The following is a 17,178-nucleotide window of genomic DNA, read 5'->3' on the forward strand; positions in this document are numbered from 1 at the left end:
TTGCTTGATTGCCCCATTGATAAACGCGGGCCGCGTCGCCAAGCAATCGCCAACATATGATTGATGCAGCTTTATCTCCCGATTCCGGCATCGAGTGGCGTCGCAGCGACGGGCAGGTGCCCTATCGCGAGGCGCTGGCCGAGCAGGAAGCGCGCAACGCCGCTCTAGCCGAAGGTCGCGGGCAGGAACTGGTCTGGATGCTGGAGCATCCGCCCGTTTATACCGCGGGCACCAGCGCCGATGTCGCCGAATTGGTCGATCCGCGTTTCGATGTCGTGGAGACCGGGCGCGGCGGACGCTACACCTATCACGGCCCCGGCCAGCGGGTGACCTACGTTCTGCTGGACCTGAAGCGGCGCGCGAAGGATGTGCGCCTGTTCGTCCACGCGCTGGAGGATTGGGTCATCGCCACGCTCGGAGATTTCGGTGTCGAGGCCTTTGCCGTGCCCGACCGGATCGGCATCTGGACGCGCGAGGCTGATGGTAGCGAAGCGAAGATCGGGGCTATCGGCGTGCGGGTTCGGCGCTGGGTGACGATGCACGGCTTTGCTGTGAACCTTTCGCCCGATTTGTCGCATTTCACCGGCATCGTGCCATGCGGCATCGCGGAATACGGCGTCACCAGCATGGAGCGGCTGGGAAAGAGTGTTGCGCCGGGCGAGTGGGATGAGGCATTGCTGGCGCGCGCGGCGGATTTCCTCTCCGCCATCGAAACACCGGAAGGCCCGACACCATGACACCCCGCATCGCCCTGATCGCTGCCGCGCCGCTGCTTTTGCTGTCGGCCTGCGAGGAAGAGGCGGCCATTCCCGAAGGTGATGACGGCCGCGAGGCTAGCGGCGAAGTTCTGGAAGGTTCGATCAGCGACGACATGCTGCCCATCGCCGAAACCCGCTCGCAGCCACCCTTGCGCGCTGGTGAAGAAGGCGATGACGACTAGGCCGCTGCGGAGGAGTAGGCCTTATTCAGCCCGTGCGAGCAGCTTTTTCGCCTGTTCGAAATGCGGCTGGTCGATCATCTTCCCATCCAGTTGCAGCGCGCCGACGCCGGGATTGGCTTCGAACGCATCGACGATAGCCTGCGCGTTGGCGAGCTCGTCCGCGCTGGGTGAGAACGCCTCGTTGATGATGGCAACTTGCGCTGGATGGATGGCGAGCATCCCGGCAAAACCATCCCCATACCCATCGCGGGCCACGCGCCGCAGCCCGTCCATGTCCCGAAAATCGGCATGCAGTGTGTCGATGGCAGCGACGCCTGCGGCGTGCGCAGTAAGCAAGGTCTGCGCGCGCACTATGCGGAACAGGTCGGTCCAGCGGCCTCGATCATCACGCTTGCGCACCGCGCCGATTGCGGCGGAAAGGTCTTCTGCGCCCCAGGTCAGCCCGAGCAGGCGCGGCTGGGCATTTTCGGGATCGGCATAGGTGGCCATCGTAAGTGCGGAAGCTGCGGTTTCGCTCACCAGCGGGAGCAGCTGCGTGCTGCCCGCCGCCAGCCCGTGGCGCGCTTCCTCTTGCTCCAACATCGCGGCCAGCGCTGAAAGCTGCTGCGGCCCGGCAGCTTTCGGCACAACCAGACCGGCGGGGGCACCGCCCATCACCGCGCCCACATCATCGCGCCAGAGATCGGTGTCGAGCGGGTTGATCCGCACCCAGCGTTGGTAGGCTGCGTCCGTGCCGCGCTCGCCGTTTAGCCATTCGCGCGTCGTGCCGCGCGCAGCCTCCTTCGCTTGCGGCGCGACCGCATCTTCCAGATCGACGATCAGCACATCGGCACCGGTCGAGGGCGCCTTGCCGAGCTTCTTCTCGCTATCGCCCGGCACGAACAGCCATGATCGGATCGGCATCGGCATTCTCTCCTTGCTTGCGGCTTCCCTATAGCCAAGCCGGGGAAGCGCGCTAGAGCGCGTGTGTGGAAGAGAAAGCCGAAACGCCTGCTGCCCGCCTGCTGGGGATTGCCGCGCTGCTGGGCGGCAATATCGCGCTGGCGCTGGGGCCGTGGCTGGTGCGCCTGGCCGATACCGGCCCCGTCAGCGCGGGCTTCTGGCGGCTGGCGCTGGCCCTGCCGGTGCTGTTCCTGCTAGCTGCCGCGAACCGCGAAAGCTTACGCGGCCTGCCAAGAAAGACCGTCTGGCTGGTGCTGGCAGGCGGCGTGTTTTTCGGTCTCGACATCGCCAGCTGGCATATCGGGATCGAACAGACCCGCCTCGCCAATGCGACGCTGTTCGGCAACGCGGGCAGCATCATCCTGATGGTCTGGGCCTTTATCACTTTACGCCGCCTGCCTGCGGGGAGGGAATGGCAGGCCATCGTCGCGGCGCTTGCAGGCTCGGCGATTCTGCTGGGGCGTTCACTCGACCTCTCCATCGTGAACTTCCGCGGCGACCTGTTCTGCCTGCTCGCAGGGCTGCTCTACGCCGGATATCTGCTTCTCTTGCAGGATGCGCGGCGCAGCATGGGTAGCTGGAGCCTGCTGGCCCTTTCGAGCTGCGCCAGCACCGTCGTGCTGTTTCTCTACGCCATGGCCATGGGAGAAACCTTTTGGCCGACGGACTGGACGCCGGTGCTGCTGCTCGCGCTATCCAGCCAGATCGTGGGACAGGGTCTGCTGGTCTACGCGCTGCGGCTCTTCCCGCCGCTGGTGATCGGTATCGCTCTCCTGACACAGCCCGCGGTCGCCGCTCTGGTCGGCTGGTGGCGCTTCGACGAGATGCTGGTGCCTCTCGACATGCTGGGCATCGTGCTGGTCGGCAGCGCGCTGGTGCTGGCGCGTGCCAAAGCTCCGCGCCTCGTCAGCGCGGGTCGGTCAGCCTGAGCTGGGATTCCTCGAAACGCTGTTCCACCTCGCGCCGGTCGGGACCGTCCAGCGCGATCTGTGCCTGTTCGTGCAACAGTCTCGCTTCCAGCATCAGGCGCGCCCGGCGCTGTTCTGCATCGATCGTCATCGCCGCGTTTTCCAGCACTTCGATCATGATCTTGCATGCAATCGGGCTGGTGGCCGCGGCGCTGCGGATCGAACCGAAGCCGCGCTGCACGTAGTGGGAGAAATCGTCCGCCAGCGGATAGACAGGGCAATCCTCCTCATCGCTTTCGCACACATTCTTCCAAAGGTCGCGGCAACCCAGCTCCGCCGTTGCGGCCCCCAACCAGTGCAGTGCGGTGACCGCGGTAAAGGGATCGTTGATGCCCGGCGATAGCGCGCGCAGGGCAATTTCGGCCAGCTCGTCGATCAGGAATTGCGGGTCCTGTTCGGGTGTGCGCGAAGGACCTTGGGTGAAGCATGCGTTCACCTCGGCCATGCAATCTTCGTCGCATGTGCCATTGGCGATTTCGAGGATAGGCAGGCCCTTGTGCAGGAAATCGCCGGTGCGCACGCGCAGCACGATCTCGCATTCACAGCGCCTCGCAAGCCGCTCCAGATCCTGGTAATCGATCAGCTGGACATAACCTGCCTTTTCCGCCTTAACCTCGCAGCCGCGCGGCTTTTCCAACCGGCCGTCGTCTTGCCCCTCATTGGGGTAGGTATCCTTGACCTCTCGCAACAGCCGGGAGCCGATGCTTTCGATGACCTTGTTGATGCGGATGCTGGAGGGCACGTGGTTGAGGAAGAACACCAGCACCGCGACCGAAATCCCCATGAGAATGAAGGCGACGAGCAATGAGAGTTGCGGCACGAAACCGGGCAGGGCGGTTGCCACATCCGCCGTCTGCGAGGGGCTTTCGTCCTCCGCGCGCACCGCGCGCAGCACCACCAGCGCATAAACAAATGTGCCGATAAAGGTGGCCAGCGAAAGCTGGTTGCCCTTGTCTTCCATGAAATTGGTCAGCAGGCGCGGCCCATAGCTGCCGCTGGCAAAGCTGACCGCCACGATGGTGATTGAGAACACGGTCGATGCTACCGCGATCATGCTGCCCGATATCACCTGCAGCAGGTTCGATGCGCTACCTGGGCGCGCAGGCCGCAACCATTCCACATCGTTGAGGAAGGAAGCAAAGCCGCTGCGATCCAGCCAGATGCAAATCAGCCCCAGCGCGACGGCCAGGCCTGCGAACAGCGCGGGATAGAACCAGTAATTGGCATTGAGCCGCGCCCAAAAGAATTTCAGTTCGGCCTTCACGGCGTGCCCCTCGTATGCGTTTCGTCTTTTTCAAACCCTTCGGTGAAGGCGTCCGCGATATCCTTTCGGTCACCGTCATAATCGGTGACCGACATCGCATGATCGCGCAATTCGCGCGCAAGTTTTTCGAGAAACTCGGCGAACTGGTCGGACTGGCCATCGTCCAGCACGATATCGCGGATCCGGGCGTAATTGTTGATCATCCGGATCGAGACCGAAGGATACTGGCAGCCGGCCTGCCGGAAAGCGTTGAGCGGATCTTCGAACAGTCCGCGAAAATCCTGTCCGGGCAGCTCGAACAGCGTGCCGTTACGATAGGCAGCGACCTGCCCCTGATCGACCCAGTTCTTGCGCTGACCCAGCACAGCCGCCCCCAGCCTGTCCGCTGCCGTGAGCGCGGTGTAGAAATCGTTCACCGCAGGCGAGAGGGCGCGCGCGGCGATTTCGACCAGCAGGCGGATGCGGAAGACCGCGCCCTGCCCGTCGCTGCGAAAGTCGCCCACCGGCACGCAGCCGAGCAATTTTCCTTCGTCGACGCTGCCCGAAACATCCTGCTCCAGCAGAAGCAGGGTTTCGCCCTCAAGCACGTGCTGGCCCGGCGCTGCACAAACGCGCACGATACCGCCCCGTCCGTCCAGATGCTTTGCCAAGCGGTCGAGGTTATTGCCTTCGACATAGCCTTCGCGCGGCGAGCAGACCCTTTGCGCCCAGTCCAAATCCGCCGGATCGCGCGCTTCTACCGATACCGGACCAGCCTTGGCGTCCTCGCCGAGATTGGCGATGGACCTGTCGACGAAGATCGTGCGGCCAAGATCGTGCAGCGCAATGGTCAGCATGGCGACGTTCACGCCTTGCAGGAAGACTGTTGTCGTAACCAAGCCGAGGGGCAATTCCTCGAACGGGGCGTCAGCATCCACAGCGCCCAGGGCGCCCAGCGAAAACAACAGCGTGAAAGCGAGGCCGGCCAGCGAAACGCGCACCAGCCCCTTGTCCAGCCAGCGATCCACCAGGCGTACGCCAAGATTGCTGCTGGCGACCGTGAGCACGAGCAGGGTGAGCGAGAAATAGAGCGTAAGGAAGGCCGCATTGATGGCAACGGCGCTGGTCACAACCTGCTGCGCTGCGTCCGCATTGGCGACGATGGAAAGGTCTGCATTCCTGATCGTGTCGCTCAACCCCTCGCGGTCCAGGTGAAGGATCAGCAGGGCGGCGGGCCATGAGGAAAACACTGCCAGCAGCGGTAAACCCCAGTAACTTGCGACGATTCTATGCGCTATCCAGCCGAGCCTTCCAAGGTACGGACCGTCGGGAAACTGCAGTTTTGACAAGCAACGCACCTTCGTGTTGGAATGGGAACCTAAACGACCAATCGCCACTTTAGTTGCGTAGGTCTTGCCGGAACCGACCCCCGACAGGCTGTAGTCGATAATAAGCTAACAAATGTGGGTCGACTTGCGAGGACTAGCCATGGTTCCAGTAGAAGCGCAGCTTCCGGCCGAGAGCGCCAACGGTGCTCTTACAGGCAGTATTGAAAACCTTATTCCCCTGACCGCTGGCGAATATACCACCGGATCGCTGATCCTGATGGTGAGCTACGGCGCGCATTTCGCTTTCATCCTGTATTTCCTGTTCGCCGCCATGCAGGTGGCGCCGCGCTATCGGCTAGTGCCGATCATGTCTGCCCTCGTTATGGCGAGCGCGGGCCTCAGTCTGTTCCGCGAATTTTCGCTGTGGGAAGCAAGCTATGCCTTCGACGGCGCGATGTACCAGCCGCTAGCTGAGGGGAACAGCTTTACCAACGCCTTCCGCTACGGCAACTGGACGATCACCGTCCCGATCCTGCTGACGCAGCTGCCCATCGCCTTTGCACTGGCGAGGCCCGATCTGCACAAGCGGGCGCTACGTATGATCATTCCCGGCGTGCTGATGATCTGGACCGGGCTTTACGGCCAGTTCGGTGAAACCGGTGACTGGTCGCGCCTGAACATCTGGGGTGTGATCTCCACCGTGTTCTTTGTGTGGCTCATTATCGAGGTGCGCGGCGTTATCACCGCCGGTATCGCCAACAGTCCCCCGGCCATTTCCGCATGGCCACGCCGCCTGTTCTGGTACTTCCTCGCCACCTGGGGCATCTACCCCATCGCCTACGCCTTGCCGCAGCTTGGCTTCACCGGCGATATCGTGGTGACGCGCCAGCTGCTGTTCTCCATCGCCGACATTTCGACGAAGCTGATCTTCGGCATCATCCTGTCGCGCTATGTCCTGCGTCGCAGCGCGCTGGAAGGCTATGTCCCCGCCGCCGAGGCGCTGAGCACCGAGCCTGTGGCATCCAAGGTCGCATCGCAGCGCGGCGACTGACATGCAGGCTGCATGCGCAGCCGGAAAGGGGCGGCCCACGCGCGACGTGTGGGCCGCCCTTCCTTTTGTCGTCGGCGCGTTGGCGGTGGTGGCCCACATCGCCGGAGAAGCGCCCGCCATCGCGCTGGGTGCGCTTTTCTTCCTGCTGGGCACCGCGCATGGTGCCGGGGATGAGCAGGACGGCGAAATCCGCCGTTTCGGCCTATGGTCGGCGCTGGCTTATATCGTCGCGGGCCTTGCCATCGCGGCGTTCTTCGCGGTCATGCCGCTCGCTGGCCTCACCCTCTTCCTGGCGCTATCGACGTGGCACTTTGCACGATCCGACGATGCCGTGCTATGGCGCGGCGTAGCCTTCGCGGCCTTGGCGACCGGCGGATCGATGCTGTTCCGCTTCGATGAAACGGCGGCGATCTTCGCTGCCTTGGTAGGCGAACAGCTGCCGCTGCCATGGCTCTATGCGTGGGCCGCGGTTGGCGTCGTAGGCGTGGCGTGCGCGGCGATACGCCTCTGGAAACATCCGCGTGATTTCCCGATTTGGCTGACACTTGGCGCGGTCGCTTTTCTCCACCCGGTACTGGCGGTCGGAACCGCCTTCCTCGTCGGCCACGCCCTCCCGCTCCAGCGCGAGCAGATAGACCGCTATGGCGCGCGCGCGGTCGCCATGGCGCAGGCGCCAACCACCATTCTCGCGATTATCGGAGCCGCAGGCGTGGCCGCAGCCTGGCTAAACGGATGGCTGCCGCTGACGCTAATGGCCGCCATCGCCTTCGGCTTCACCACCCCGCACATGCTGGCGGAGCGGCTGGAGCGTTAGGCGCTGGCCGGCCCAAGATCACCCTTGCCAATTGTGCCGCTCGCCATTTCCAGCATCTTGTCGAGGCTGGCCTTGGCTTTCACCCGCAGGCTTTCCTCGATCTCGATCCGCGGTTCCAGACCGCGCAGGCAGAGATAGAGTTTCTCCATGTTGTTGAGCGCCATATACGGGCAGATATTGCAGTTGCAGTTCCCGTCCGCGCCCGGCGCGCCGAGGAAGGTCTTCTCCGGCAACGCCTTTTCCATCTGGTGGATGATATGCGGCTCGGTCGCCACGATCAGCGTGTCGCCGGGGAAGGTCTTGGCGTATTGCAGGATGGAACTGGTGGAGCCGACATGGTCGGCATGGTCGATGATATGCGGCGGACATTCGGGGTGCGCAGCGATCGGCGCATCGGGATGCTCGGCTTTCAGCTTGAGCAATTCACGCTCGCTAAACGCCTCATGCACGATGCATACGCCCGGCCATAGCAGCATCTCGCGGTCGAACTTGCGGTTGAGATAGCCGCCAAGGTGGCGGTCCGGACCGAAGATGATCGGCTGGTCCTTGGGAATCTGCTGCAGGATCGTTTCCGCGCTGGAACTGGTCACAATCACATCCGACAGGGCTTTCACCTCGGTCGAGCAATTGATGTAGGTCAGCGCGATATGGTCGGGATGCGCCTCTCGGAAAGCGGCGAATTTCTCCGGAGGGCAGCTGTCTTCCAGGCTGCAACCCGCTTCCATGTCTGGCAGCACCACGATCTTGTCGGGGCTGAGGATCTTGGCGGTGTCGGCCATGAACTTGACGCCGCAAAAGGCGATGACATCCGCATCGGTTTCGGCGGCCTTCTTAGACAGTTCCAGACTGTCGCCGACGAAATCGGCCAGATCCTGCAATTCGGGCTTCTGGTAATAATGCGCAAGGATCACGGCATTGCGCTCCTTGCGCAGCCGGTCGATCTCTTCGCGCAGGTCGATCCCGGCGGGAATGGCGGTCTGGTCGGTCATGTTTGGCCCCGTCTGATGTGGCGTTGCTGGCGCTTATACCCACAACGGCAGGCAAGGCGAGGGCGTTCCTATCACAGCTCCAAACCCGTCGGCAGGAATGCCTGCATCGGGCGCTCGGCACCGGGCGTTCCGGCGACGACCCATTCGGTAAAAGCATACCCTGCCGGAGAGTAGGCCAGCAGCATGGAGAGGCCGAAAGTCAGCACATAAATCCACAGGCCGTACTGGTAGGCGGGATGGACCGCGCCGGTCATACGCTTGTCGGCGATCATGCCGATGACCGGAAACAGGAAGGTGCAGAGCGTCGTGATGAGCCATGCATTGGGGATCATCAGCGGCATGGGCAGCAGGCGTCCGAGACCCGGACCGGTCAACACCGCCATGGCACACAGCATCAGCCGGCGATGCCAGCCCGTGTAGCGCTGGCGGCGCAGCGCCCATAGCGCCAGCCCGCCAAAACACAGCAGCATGGCAAGATTGCTAATGAGGAACTCGTTCACGTCGAAAAAGAACGGTCCGCCCGTGCGCCGCGTGACGACGATCATGATGACGCTGCCGGACAGGACCATGGCGGCGACCCAGCCATAGGCGAGGCGGCCGAGGCGGCGGTGCAGCGCAACCGCTCCGCGCGCGATTGTCATATGCTGCGCGAGGTAAAGCGCGATCCAGCCCATGAAGATCACGGCGTGGATGTGATAGGCGGCGGGCGTGTCGAAACTCGACCGGCCCACGGCGAGATTGAGCGAAAAACCGGCCACGATGATGATCGACATCACCCACGCCATGATCGTGAAAAACCGCGTGCCACCTGCCCCCGCAGATGCCCGCTTGGCGATGCTTGCCAATCTACAGCCCCCTACTGCTCCTGCATTTATTGCAGGTGCGAACAGGGCGGTCAAATCGCGGACTTAACCATCAGCTTTCATTGGCGAAGCGGACGTCGACCTGCACATTCTCGAAGCCCGACACCGAAAGCGGGATGGCAAGGTTTTGCCGCACCGCCTCGCGCGCGGCGTTGCGGGCCATGGTCATGATCTCGGGTGCGCGGGCGAATTGCAGGGCGCGGCGCTGGGCAATCTCCGAATTCGACCGGCTGAGCGAGACCGAGGCATCGCGGCTGACATAGATGCCGTCGGTGAAATAGCGCGCCTCGGCCTCGTTGAGGTTGGGCGTCGAGACCTGCAGCGGCGGCAGCTCCACGGTCAGGCGCTGGGCTGCTTCATCCCACGCGAAATCGCCGCGATCCATGGTGGAGAGGTCCAGCCGGTATTCGACCGTCGCCGGCACGATCATCGCCTGCCGCGACTCGAGCGCATCTATCGGCAGCGGGCCGACGCTGGGCGTGCTCGTGCTTTCCGCCACCACATCGAAACGGCTGGAAAAGACGGTGAGGGCGTTCTGCCGCTCGAAAGCGACCATGGAGGTGGCGATGATGTCGCCTTCCTCTCGCGGCCCCCAGCGCTCCCAAGCGAGCCACGCCAGCGCCGCGGCTAGCAGGATCACCACCAGCCAGGGCGCCCCGCGGCGGATGCCGGAGCGCGGCGCGCGGCTTTTCTCGTCGGATATCAGATCGTCTGCCATATATCGCCCGAACGGCTGACGATGCCGCGCCGTTCCATGTCGAGTAGGTGCGCCTTGACGCTCAGTCCGGCCGCAGGCCACATTCGCTCGTCAAGGCCTTTATACATGACCGGGACGAGGTCCTCTATCGTGAGTCCCAGCGAAGGCTGGGACCTCTGGCTCTTACTGCGCGAGGTCCCAGCCTTCGCTGGGACACCGCCTGCCAGAAGCTTGCCGATCTGTTTTTCGCGCGCGCGGCGATGGCCCAGCGTGCTGCGGACAAGCTGGTGCGGTTTTGTCACCGCAGGGCCGTGGGCGGGGTAATAGACCTTGTCCTGCTTGCGCTCGTAGAGGAGCGCCAAGCTTTCGAGATAATGGCCCATATCGCCGTCGGGCGGCACAATGATACTGGTCGACCAGCCCATGACATGGTCGCCTGTGAAGACCGCGCCGCTCTCTTCCAAAGCGAAGCACAGGTGGTTGGATGTGTGACCGGGCGTGGCGATGGCGGTGAGCGTCCAGCCGGGGGCGGATACGCTCTCGCCATCGGCCAGCACACGGTCGGGCGCGTAAGTGCGGTCGAAAGCGGCATCGAGGCGCGGCTCGTCCGTATTGATGACCAGCGGCCCGCAGCCGACGATGGGCGCGCCTGTCGCTTCGGCCAGCGGTGCGGCGGCGGGAGAGTGGTCGCGGTGGGTGTGCGTGCACATGATCGCGACGATCTCGGCATCGCCGATTGCGGCCAGCAGCGCGGCGATGTGCTGTTTGTCGTCCGGGCCGGGGTCGATCACCGCCAGCCCGTCCTCGCTGCCCACCAGATAGGTCTGCGTGCCCGTATAGGTGAAGGGCGAGGCATTGGGCGCCAGCACGCGCGCGACCAGCGGTTCGGGCCGCTCCACGTCGCCGGTGGGCCAGGGTTGATCGGGCAGGGCCATCACGGCCATATGGCGGGCAAAGAGAGGATAGACAATGACGCGAGCCAACATCCTCGTTCTCGACGAAGGCACTACCAGCACGCGCGCCATGCTGTTCGACGGCGAAGGCGCGCTCCATGGTGTGGCGCAGGAGGAGCTGGAGCAGTTCTATCCCGCCAGCGGCCGGGTGGAGCACGACGCCGCCGAAATCTGGAACAAGACGCTGCGCTGCGCGCAGGCGATGGTCGAGAAGGCTGGCGGGGCCGCACAAGTGGCGGCGATCGGCATCACCAACCAGCGCGAAACCGTGGTGGCGTGGGACAAGACGACAGGCGAGCCGCTGACGCGCGCCATCGTCTGGCAGGATCGGCGCACCGCCGATGCCTGCGCGAAGTTGAAAGAAGGCGGGCAAGAGGACATGGTCCGCAGCCGCACCGGCCTCCTGCTCGATCCCTATTTCTCCGGCACGAAGATGCGTTGGCTGCTGGAAAATGACGACGCGGTGCGCGCCGCTGCCGATGCGGGAACGCTGGCCATGGGCACGGTGGAAAGCTGGCTGGTCTGGAAGCTCACAAGCGGCGCACGTTTCATCAGCGATGCCAGCAATGCGAGCCGCACGCTGCTCTATAATCTGGAACAGGGCGAATGGGACGAGGATTTGCTAGACCTGTTCGGTGTGCCGCGCGCTGTCTTGCCCGATATTGTCGACTGCGCTGGCGAGCTGGCCGAAACCGATAGCGCGCTCTTTGGTAACGCAATCCCGATCTGCGGCATGGCGGGCGACCAGCAGGCGGCGACGATCGGGCAGGGCTGCCTCTCGCCCGGCGATACGAAAGCGACTTATGGCACAGGCGCGTTCATTCTCGCCAATACCGGCTCCACCGTGCCGACATCCGACAACCGGCTGCTCTCCACCGTGCTTTACCAGCTGGACGGCGAGCGACATTACGCCGTGGAAGGCGCGGTGTTCGTGGCGGGGAGCCTCATTAAATATCTGCGCGATACGCTGGGGTTGATCGACGATGCAGGCGAAACCGAAGCGCTGGCCCGTAGCATCACGGATAGCGGCGGCGTGGTGATCGTGCCTGCGCTGTCGGGCCTTGGCGCGCCGCATTGGCGACCCGATGCTCGCGCCAGCATCACCGGTCTCGGCTTCGATACGGGTAGGGCGCATATCGCCCGCGCGGCGCTCGAAGCGATGAGTCACCAGACGCACGACCTCGCGCTGGCCTTCGCAGCCGACGGCGCGCACTGGACCGGTCTGAAGGTGGATGGCGGCATGTCTGCCAATGACTGGATGGCGCAGGACATTGCCGACGTTCTAGGCCTGCCGGTGACGCGGCCGGATTTCGTGGAGACGACCGCGCTCGGCGCGGCGATGCTCGCTGCCGTAGGATGCGGAATGCATGCTGATTTACAGGCAGCTGCGAATGCAATGATTGGCAGCACGCGCACGTTCAGGCCGAACATGAATGCAGACACGCGGGACGAGCGCGTGGCGCGCTGGGAAGCGGCTATCGCGAAGGTCTAGCCTGCCTCAACCGGCAAAGGCGCAGCCGAGCCGTTCGCGCAGGCGATGCACCGCAGCCGGTTGCAGCGCGAAGCTGGCGCGCCATGCCTTGTCCAGCCTCTCGACACGGGCGTAAAACGCCACCGACCGCTCAACCAGGTCCGCGACGTAGTGCGGCAGCAGCCGCATCTGCGCAGCCTCCGGGGCTGCTTGGGCAGGTGGAAGACGGCCATGATGGCGCAGCTGGAACTCGGTCATTTCACCGGAGAAATAGGCTTTCTGGTTCAGCAGCCAGGCAATCGCATGCATCATGCGCGTCGTCGTGCGCAATGCCTCGCAGCTCATCGCCATGCGCATCATGCTGGCATCCTCGCCCAATCCGCCCACGCTCTCGCCCAGGTCGAACGCGGCGCGCGCCTCGTCGGCAAGGACAAGCGCGTCTTCATACAGCGTCTCGATGATGGAGGGGGAAATCGTCGCGGTGTGGGGCATGTCGGTCATGGCTAATGTCTCCCTCGCGCCCCTGCCACAGCACCATTGGTTAATCTGCACAAGCTTTCCACCCTGTCCCGATGGGATACGGATTTTCTGCGGTAACCTGCGCTGCTGCCGTCAGGCTATGATGTCCGGGGTGAGATAGTCCTCGAATACGGCGATCTGGTCTTTCAGCAAGAGCTTGCGTTTCTTCAGCCGGGCGACCTGCAACTGGTCCGGCCCGCCGGTATCGGACAGCGCGGAAATGGCGATGTCGAGATCGCGATGCTCGGTGCGCAGGGCCGCCAGCCGTTTTCGCATTTCGTCTTCGGTCATGCCGTGGCTTCCCTCGATATCGCACCACTTTGCGGCGGGTATTTTCCCCCATCGGGATGGCTCTGCCAAGAGGCGTTTCATCGCCTGCGATTTGGCGGAACGCGACTATTATGATTTTATGACACTCACGCGGCACTCGCCGCATGGCGAGTCGCTGCGATGGGTCCCCCGCAGGCCGGATGGTCCGGCCCGCATCCCAACAGGAGACTGCTCATGGAAACTTCGCATGTCCACGCCCTTCAGCAAAAGCATTCCGGGCTCGACAAACAGCTGCGCGAAGAGATGAACAGGCCCGCTCCCGACAGTGCGAAGATCCAGGCGCTCAAGAAAATGAAGCTGCGTGTGAAAGAAGAGATCGCGCTGAACTGAAGGCGGCCACGCAAATCGGTCACGTGAAAAGGCGCGGGCCGTGCCGCTCGCGCCTGCTCACGATTTGCAAAACATTTCCTGTGCTATAGCAGGCGGTGTAATGTCAGCTGCCGCTTCTTCCGCCCGCCTGATCCTGACCCGCCTTCACGAAGTGATGGCGGCGCGCACCCACGCGCAGGGCAAGCTGAACCGCGTGGTGGAGCTGATCGGAGAGTCGCTGGATAGCGAAGTCTGCTCGATCTACCTGCTGCGCGACGGCATGCTGGAACTGTTCGCCACGCGCGGGCTGAACCAGGCGGCGGTTCATGTTACCCGGCTGGGCGTGGGGGAGGGGCTGACCGGCACCATCGCCCAGAATATCGAGACGCTGAACCTCGACGAGGCAGCGACCCATCCAGAATTCCAATACCGCCCCGAAACCGGCGAGGAGAAGTTCCACTCCTTCGCTGGCGTGCCCATCGTGCGGCGGGAGCGCGCCATCGGCGTGGTCTGCGTGCAGCATATCGATCCGCGCCGCTACGAGGATGTGGAGATCGAGGCGCTGCAAACGGTGGCCATGGTGCTGGCCGAGCTCATCACCAATGCCGGGCTGGTCGACGAGGAAGAGATCGCCGGTGCGTCCGCCGAAGCGCAGACCGGACAGGTGACCATCGAAGGGCTGAAACTGGTGAAGGGCCTCGCCATCGGACAGGCCGTCTTCCACCAGCCGCGCGTGACCATTGAGCAGGTGGTGGCGGAAGACGTGGAGGCGGAGAGGCAGCGCGTTTACCTCGCTTTCGACCGCATGCGCGAACAGATCGACAATATGGCGAGCCAGGCCGAATTCGGCGTGGGCGAAGAGCACGAGCAGGTTCTCCAAACCTACAAGATGTTCGCCTACGACGAAGGCTGGAGCCGCCGCATCAACGAGGCGATTGATAGCGGCCTCACGGCAGAGGCTGCCATCGAGCGTGTTCAGCAGCGCACCCGCATGCGCATGCGCGAGATTTCCGACCCGCTCCTGCAGGATCGGATGCATGATTTGGAAGATCTGGCGAACAGGCTGATCCGCATCGTGTCCGGCCAATTGGGTACCGCGGCACAGAAGGGGCTGACGAAGGACTCCATCCTCGTCGCCAAGAATCTCGGTCCGGCCGAGCTGCTGGAATATGACAAGCGGCGCCTGAAAGGCGTGGTGCTGGAGGAAGGCAGTCTCACCGCGCATGTCGTGATCGTGGCGCGTGCCATGGGCGTACCGGTGATCGGGCGGGCGAAGAACGTGCGCGGGCTGGTGCGTGATGGCGACGAAATGCTGGTGGATGGCGATGCTGGCACGGTCACCCTGCGCCCTTCCGGCGGAGTGCTGACCGCTTTCGAAGCGCGCTTTGCACAAAGCCGCGCCAAGCGCGCCGCCTATGCCGAACTGCGCGATGTCGAGCCTTTCACCCGCGATGGCGAGCGCATCGAGGTTATGATGAATGCAGGGCTTCGCGATGATGTCGGCATGCTGGCGATGACGGGGGCGGACGGGATCGGCCTTTATCGCACCGAATTCCAGTTCCTCGTTTCCGCCGCCCTGCCGCAGCGCGAGCGGCAGGCGCGCCTCTATCGCGATGTGCTGGATGCGGCGAAGGGCAAGAAGGTCATCTTCCGCACGGTCGATATCGGCGGCGACAAGTCGCTGCCTTATATCTCCAGCGAGAACGCCAAGGAGGACGAGAACCCCGCCATGGGCTGGCGTGCGCTTCGCCTGGCGCTGGAGCGCAAGGGGCTGATGAAAGCGCAGGCCCGTGCTTTGCTGGAAGGCTGCGCCGGGCGGGAGCTGAACGTGATGTTCCCCATGGTCAGCGAACCGTGGGAATTCGATGCCGCCAAAGAGGTGTTCGATCAGCAGCTCGATTACCTGAAAAAGCGAAAGCACCAGCTTCCCAGCGCCATCAATTTCGGAGTCATGCTGGAAGTGCCATCTTTGGCCGAGACGCTGGACCTGCTGATTCCGCGCCTGAAGTTCATTTCGATCGGTACCAACGATCTCACGCAATTCCTGTTTGCTGCCGACCGGGCAAACCCGATGCTGGCGGAACGCTATGACTGGGTGAGCCCGTCCATCCTGCGGTTCCTCAAGCGGGTGGTGCAAAGCTGCGTCGGCCACCCGGTGAATCTTGGCGTATGCGGTGAAATGGGCGGTCGCCGCTTGGAAGCGCTGGCCTTGCTCGGCCTCGGCATCCGCCGCCTCTCCATCACGCCTGCCGCTGTCGGTCCGATCAAGGAGCTGGTGCGCAAGATCGATACGCGCGAGATTGCCGATGCAATGAATGGCTGGCTGGCGAGCCCGCCGCCGGACATGCGCGTCGCACTGCAGGAGTGGGCCGACGCGCGCGAAATCGACGTTGAATAGTGTATTTGCGAATAGGCCGCGAGAACGTTTGCACTGCACAATAACTTGACAGGCGCGCGCCCGCGCGATTGTGGTCTCTTTCACCAAGGTTCGCATTGGAACCAGCAGCCCCCAGCTGGAGCGGTCATGACCGATACTGAAGACTCGTTTGACGAAGACGCGCCCGAGCCGTCTCCCGCGCCGCAGGGTATCGGGCCGCAATTGCGCGCCGCGCGCGAAGTGAGAGGGTTGTCGCTGGCGCAGCTGGCTTCCGAAACGCGCATCTCCCGTCCCCATCTCGAACACATGGAAGCCGGGGAATTCGGCAAGCTGCCGGGCCGCACTTACGCCATCGGTTTCGCGCGCACGGTCGCCAAGACAATAGGGCTCGACCAGGAAGACGTGGTCAGCATGGTGCGCGCCGAAATCGACGCTGCCGAACAGGAAGCTGCCGCAGCGTCTGGCGGCGGGCGCGGCAAGTTCGAACCGGGCGATCCCAGCCGCTCGCCGGGTGGCGGGCTGCTGTGGTTTTCGCTTATTGCCGTCGCGATCCTGCTGGTAGGCATTTTCTTCGCCGCGCGCGCTCTGTTCCAGCCGACGGCCGAGCTGCCCTCGCTGGTCGAGCAGCAGCAGGCCGAAGAAGCCGAGGCTGCTGCAGCGACCGCCGCCGCGCGGCAAGAGCAGGCCGCCGCTGCGCCGGAGATCGATACGAGCGGCGAGGTCGTGTTTACTGCCGAGGGCGAGACCTGGGTGCGTTTCTACGACGGCAATGGCCGCGTTCTGCAGGAAGGCACGATGACCGAGGGCGACACCTTCACCCTGCCAGCCGATGCCGTCGATCCGCAAATCATCACCGGCCGCCCCGATCGCCTCGCCATCACCATTGGCGGCCAGCCCGTGGCCAAGCTCTCGACCGAGCTGGAAACGATACAGGACGTGCCGATCTCGGCAGAGGCGCTGCTGTCGCGCACCGGTGTGGCGCAGACCATCGGGTTCGCACTCGGTAGCCGCGTCGTGCCTGCAACGCAGCCGACGACGAATGAGCCCGTAAATCCGGCGTCTGTGCCTGCGCGCCCGCAGCCCGCTGCCACACAGACAAGCGCGCCGCCGGCTCCTGCGCGTCCTGCCGCCTCGCCGAGCCCGCAACCCACGCCGCGTCCGACCGCTACGCCGACGCGCCCCCCTACGCCCGCGCCGCAGCCCACCCCTACGCAGCAGCCCGACCAGGCTCCGGTGTCCGACACACCCGAGCCCGCCCCTACGCCGCCTGCGCAGACGCCGACGGCCAGCGATGCAGCGTCATCGGGCGAGGAATCGGACGGGCAGCTATAGCCTGCCAGAACGTCGGGGAAACACGGGGTGGCGCGGCTTTCCGGCGCGCGTT

At 63.9% G+C, this 17,178-nt stretch carries 18 protein-coding genes; 9 read left to right on the forward strand and 9 right to left on the reverse strand.

Annotation, left to right across the window (positions count from 1 at the left end; all coding sequences use genetic code 11):
• Positions 1 to 56 precede the first annotated feature (56 nt).
• Positions 57 to 737, forward strand: coding sequence for a lipoyl(octanoyl) transferase LipB (gene lipB, locus BMF35_RS12745; RefSeq protein WP_047007766.1), 681 nt, complete (start codon positions 57 to 59; stop codon positions 735 to 737).
• Positions 734 to 940 carry a hypothetical protein gene (locus BMF35_RS12750; RefSeq protein WP_047007765.1) on the forward strand — a complete coding sequence of 69 codons (207 nt, stop codon included), beginning with the start codon at positions 734 to 736 and terminating at the stop codon, positions 938 to 940. Before lipB ends, BMF35_RS12750 begins: the two co-directional genes overlap by 4 nt.
• Positions 941 to 961: 21 nt before the next feature.
• Here BMF35_RS12750 and BMF35_RS12755 read toward each other — a convergent pair whose 3' ends face one another.
• Entirely contained in the window at positions 962 to 1,843 is an 882-nt protein-coding gene (locus tag BMF35_RS12755; protein ID WP_173426200.1) for an HpcH/HpaI aldolase/citrate lyase family protein, read from the reverse strand.
• A 65-nt stretch (positions 1,844 to 1,908) separates the two neighbouring features.
• On the opposite strand from BMF35_RS12755, the gene BMF35_RS12760 reads away from it, so the two are divergent.
• Entirely contained in the window at positions 1,909 to 2,811 is a 903-nt protein-coding gene (locus BMF35_RS12760; protein WP_047007763.1) for a DMT family transporter, read from the forward strand.
• Here the strand turns inward: BMF35_RS12760 and BMF35_RS12765 are convergent.
• Positions 2,789 to 4,114, reverse strand: a complete 1,326-nt coding sequence (locus BMF35_RS12765) for a DUF2254 domain-containing protein (RefSeq protein ID WP_047007762.1) — start codon at positions 4,112 to 4,114, stop codon at positions 2,789 to 2,791. The two genes, BMF35_RS12760 and BMF35_RS12765, sit on opposite strands and share 23 nt — an antisense overlap.
• The gene (locus tag BMF35_RS12770) at positions 4,111 to 5,442 is read right to left on the reverse strand and encodes a DUF2254 family protein (protein ID WP_071961233.1); all 1,332 of its coding nucleotides are present in this window, start codon (positions 5,440 to 5,442) and stop codon (positions 4,111 to 4,113) included. The genes BMF35_RS12765 and BMF35_RS12770 overlap by 4 nt, the downstream gene beginning before the upstream one ends.
• A 139-nt stretch (positions 5,443 to 5,581) precedes the next feature.
• Here BMF35_RS12770 and BMF35_RS12775 point away from each other — a divergent pair, with 139 nt between their 5' ends.
• Positions 5,582 to 6,472, forward strand: a complete 891-nt coding sequence (locus BMF35_RS12775; RefSeq protein WP_047007760.1) for a bacteriorhodopsin — start codon at positions 5,582 to 5,584, stop codon at positions 6,470 to 6,472.
• A gap of 46 nt (positions 6,473 to 6,518) precedes the next feature.
• Positions 6,519 to 7,286: a Brp/Blh family beta-carotene 15,15'-dioxygenase gene (locus BMF35_RS12780; RefSeq protein WP_162273601.1), complete on the forward strand. Its 768-nt coding sequence runs from the start codon at positions 6,519 to 6,521 to the stop codon at positions 7,284 to 7,286.
• Here the strand turns inward: BMF35_RS12780 and nadA are convergent.
• From nadA to BMF35_RS12800, 4 genes are all read right to left on the reverse strand, one after another.
• Positions 7,283 to 8,275, reverse strand: a complete 993-nt coding sequence (gene nadA, locus BMF35_RS12785) for a quinolinate synthase NadA (protein ID WP_047007758.1) — start codon at positions 8,273 to 8,275, stop codon at positions 7,283 to 7,285. The two genes, BMF35_RS12780 and nadA, sit on opposite strands and share 4 nt — an antisense overlap.
• Before the next feature lie 71 nt (positions 8,276 to 8,346).
• Positions 8,347 to 9,120, reverse strand: coding sequence for a hypothetical protein (locus tag BMF35_RS12790; RefSeq protein ID WP_082115745.1), 774 nt, complete (start codon positions 9,118 to 9,120; stop codon positions 8,347 to 8,349).
• A 70-nt stretch (positions 9,121 to 9,190) separates the two neighbouring features.
• Positions 9,191 to 9,856, reverse strand: coding sequence for a DUF4230 domain-containing protein (locus BMF35_RS12795; RefSeq protein WP_047007757.1), 666 nt, complete (start codon positions 9,854 to 9,856; stop codon positions 9,191 to 9,193).
• Positions 9,841 to 10,779, reverse strand: coding sequence for an MBL fold metallo-hydrolase (locus BMF35_RS12800; RefSeq protein WP_082115754.1), 939 nt, complete (start codon positions 10,777 to 10,779; stop codon positions 9,841 to 9,843). Before BMF35_RS12800 ends, BMF35_RS12795 begins: the two co-directional genes overlap by 16 nt.
• Positions 10,780 to 10,804: 25 nt before the next feature.
• Between BMF35_RS12800 and glpK the strand changes: the two genes are divergently transcribed.
• Entirely contained in the window at positions 10,805 to 12,280 is a 1,476-nt protein-coding gene (gene glpK / locus BMF35_RS12805; protein ID WP_047007756.1) for a glycerol kinase GlpK, read from the forward strand.
• A gap of 6 nt (positions 12,281 to 12,286) precedes the next feature.
• On the opposite strand, the gene BMF35_RS12810 is transcribed toward glpK, so the two are convergent.
• Both BMF35_RS12810 and BMF35_RS12815 read right to left on the reverse strand, forming a co-directional pair.
• Positions 12,287 to 12,760, reverse strand: coding sequence for a DUF1465 family protein (locus BMF35_RS12810; protein ID WP_236781598.1), 474 nt, complete (start codon positions 12,758 to 12,760; stop codon positions 12,287 to 12,289).
• Positions 12,761 to 12,871: 111 nt separating this feature from the next.
• Positions 12,872 to 13,069, reverse strand: coding sequence for a YdcH family protein (locus BMF35_RS12815; protein WP_047007755.1), 198 nt, complete (start codon positions 13,067 to 13,069; stop codon positions 12,872 to 12,874).
• A gap of 213 nt (positions 13,070 to 13,282) precedes the next feature.
• Between BMF35_RS12815 and BMF35_RS12820 the strand changes: the two genes are divergently transcribed.
• The 3 genes from BMF35_RS12820 to BMF35_RS12830 all read left to right on the forward strand — a co-directional run bounded on the left by BMF35_RS12820 (position 13,283) and on the right by BMF35_RS12830 (position 17,126).
• Positions 13,283 to 13,438 (forward strand): YdcH family protein, encoded by a 156-nt coding sequence (locus BMF35_RS12820; RefSeq protein WP_071961234.1) that lies wholly within the window; start codon positions 13,283 to 13,285, stop codon positions 13,436 to 13,438.
• Positions 13,439 to 13,538: 100 nt separating this feature from the next.
• On the forward strand, positions 13,539 to 15,815 hold the full coding sequence (ptsP, locus tag BMF35_RS12825) for a phosphoenolpyruvate--protein phosphotransferase (RefSeq protein WP_047007754.1): 2,277 nt from the start codon (positions 13,539 to 13,541) through the stop codon (positions 15,813 to 15,815).
• 126 nt (positions 15,816 to 15,941) lie between these two features.
• A complete protein-coding gene (locus BMF35_RS12830; protein ID WP_052766142.1) occupies positions 15,942 to 17,126 on the forward strand; it encodes a helix-turn-helix domain-containing protein in 1,185 nt (394 codons plus the stop codon).
• Positions 17,127 to 17,178 lie beyond the last annotated feature (52 nt).

This window comes from Aurantiacibacter gangjinensis, assembly GCF_001886695.1.
Lineage (GTDB): Bacteria > Pseudomonadota > Alphaproteobacteria > Sphingomonadales > Sphingomonadaceae > Alteraurantiacibacter > Alteraurantiacibacter gangjinensis.

Excerpts from the sequence above, each read along its gene's own strand:
- lipB (WP_047007766.1), top strand. The coding sequence starts at position 57 with ATGATTGATGCAGCTTTATCTCCCGATTCCGGCATCGAGTGGCGTCGC.
- BMF35_RS12750 (WP_047007765.1), top strand. The coding sequence starts at position 734 with ATGACACCCCGCATCGCCCTGATCGCTGCCGCGCCGCTGCTTTTGCTG.
- BMF35_RS12755 (WP_173426200.1), bottom strand. The coding sequence starts at position 1,843 with ATGCCGATCCGATCATGGCTGTTCGTGCCGGGCGATAGCGAGAAGAAG.
- BMF35_RS12775 (WP_047007760.1), top strand. The coding sequence starts at position 5,582 with ATGGTTCCAGTAGAAGCGCAGCTTCCGGCCGAGAGCGCCAACGGTGCT.
- nadA (WP_047007758.1), bottom strand. The coding sequence starts at position 8,275 with ATGACCGACCAGACCGCCATTCCCGCCGGGATCGACCTGCGCGAAGAG.
- BMF35_RS12795 (WP_047007757.1), bottom strand. The coding sequence starts at position 9,856 with ATGGCAGACGATCTGATATCCGACGAGAAAAGCCGCGCGCCGCGCTCC.
- BMF35_RS12800 (WP_082115754.1), bottom strand. The coding sequence starts at position 10,779 with ATGGCCGTGATGGCCCTGCCCGATCAACCCTGGCCCACCGGCGACGTG.
- glpK (WP_047007756.1), top strand. The coding sequence starts at position 10,805 with ATGACGCGAGCCAACATCCTCGTTCTCGACGAAGGCACTACCAGCACG.
- BMF35_RS12810 (WP_236781598.1), bottom strand. The coding sequence starts at position 12,760 with ATGACCGACATGCCCCACACCGCGACGATTTCCCCCTCCATCATCGAG.
- BMF35_RS12815 (WP_047007755.1), bottom strand. The coding sequence starts at position 13,069 with ATGACCGAAGACGAAATGCGAAAACGGCTGGCGGCCCTGCGCACCGAG.
- BMF35_RS12820 (WP_071961234.1), top strand. The coding sequence starts at position 13,283 with ATGGAAACTTCGCATGTCCACGCCCTTCAGCAAAAGCATTCCGGGCTC.
- ptsP (WP_047007754.1), top strand. The coding sequence starts at position 13,539 with ATGTCAGCTGCCGCTTCTTCCGCCCGCCTGATCCTGACCCGCCTTCAC.
- BMF35_RS12830 (WP_052766142.1), top strand. The coding sequence starts at position 15,942 with ATGACCGATACTGAAGACTCGTTTGACGAAGACGCGCCCGAGCCGTCT.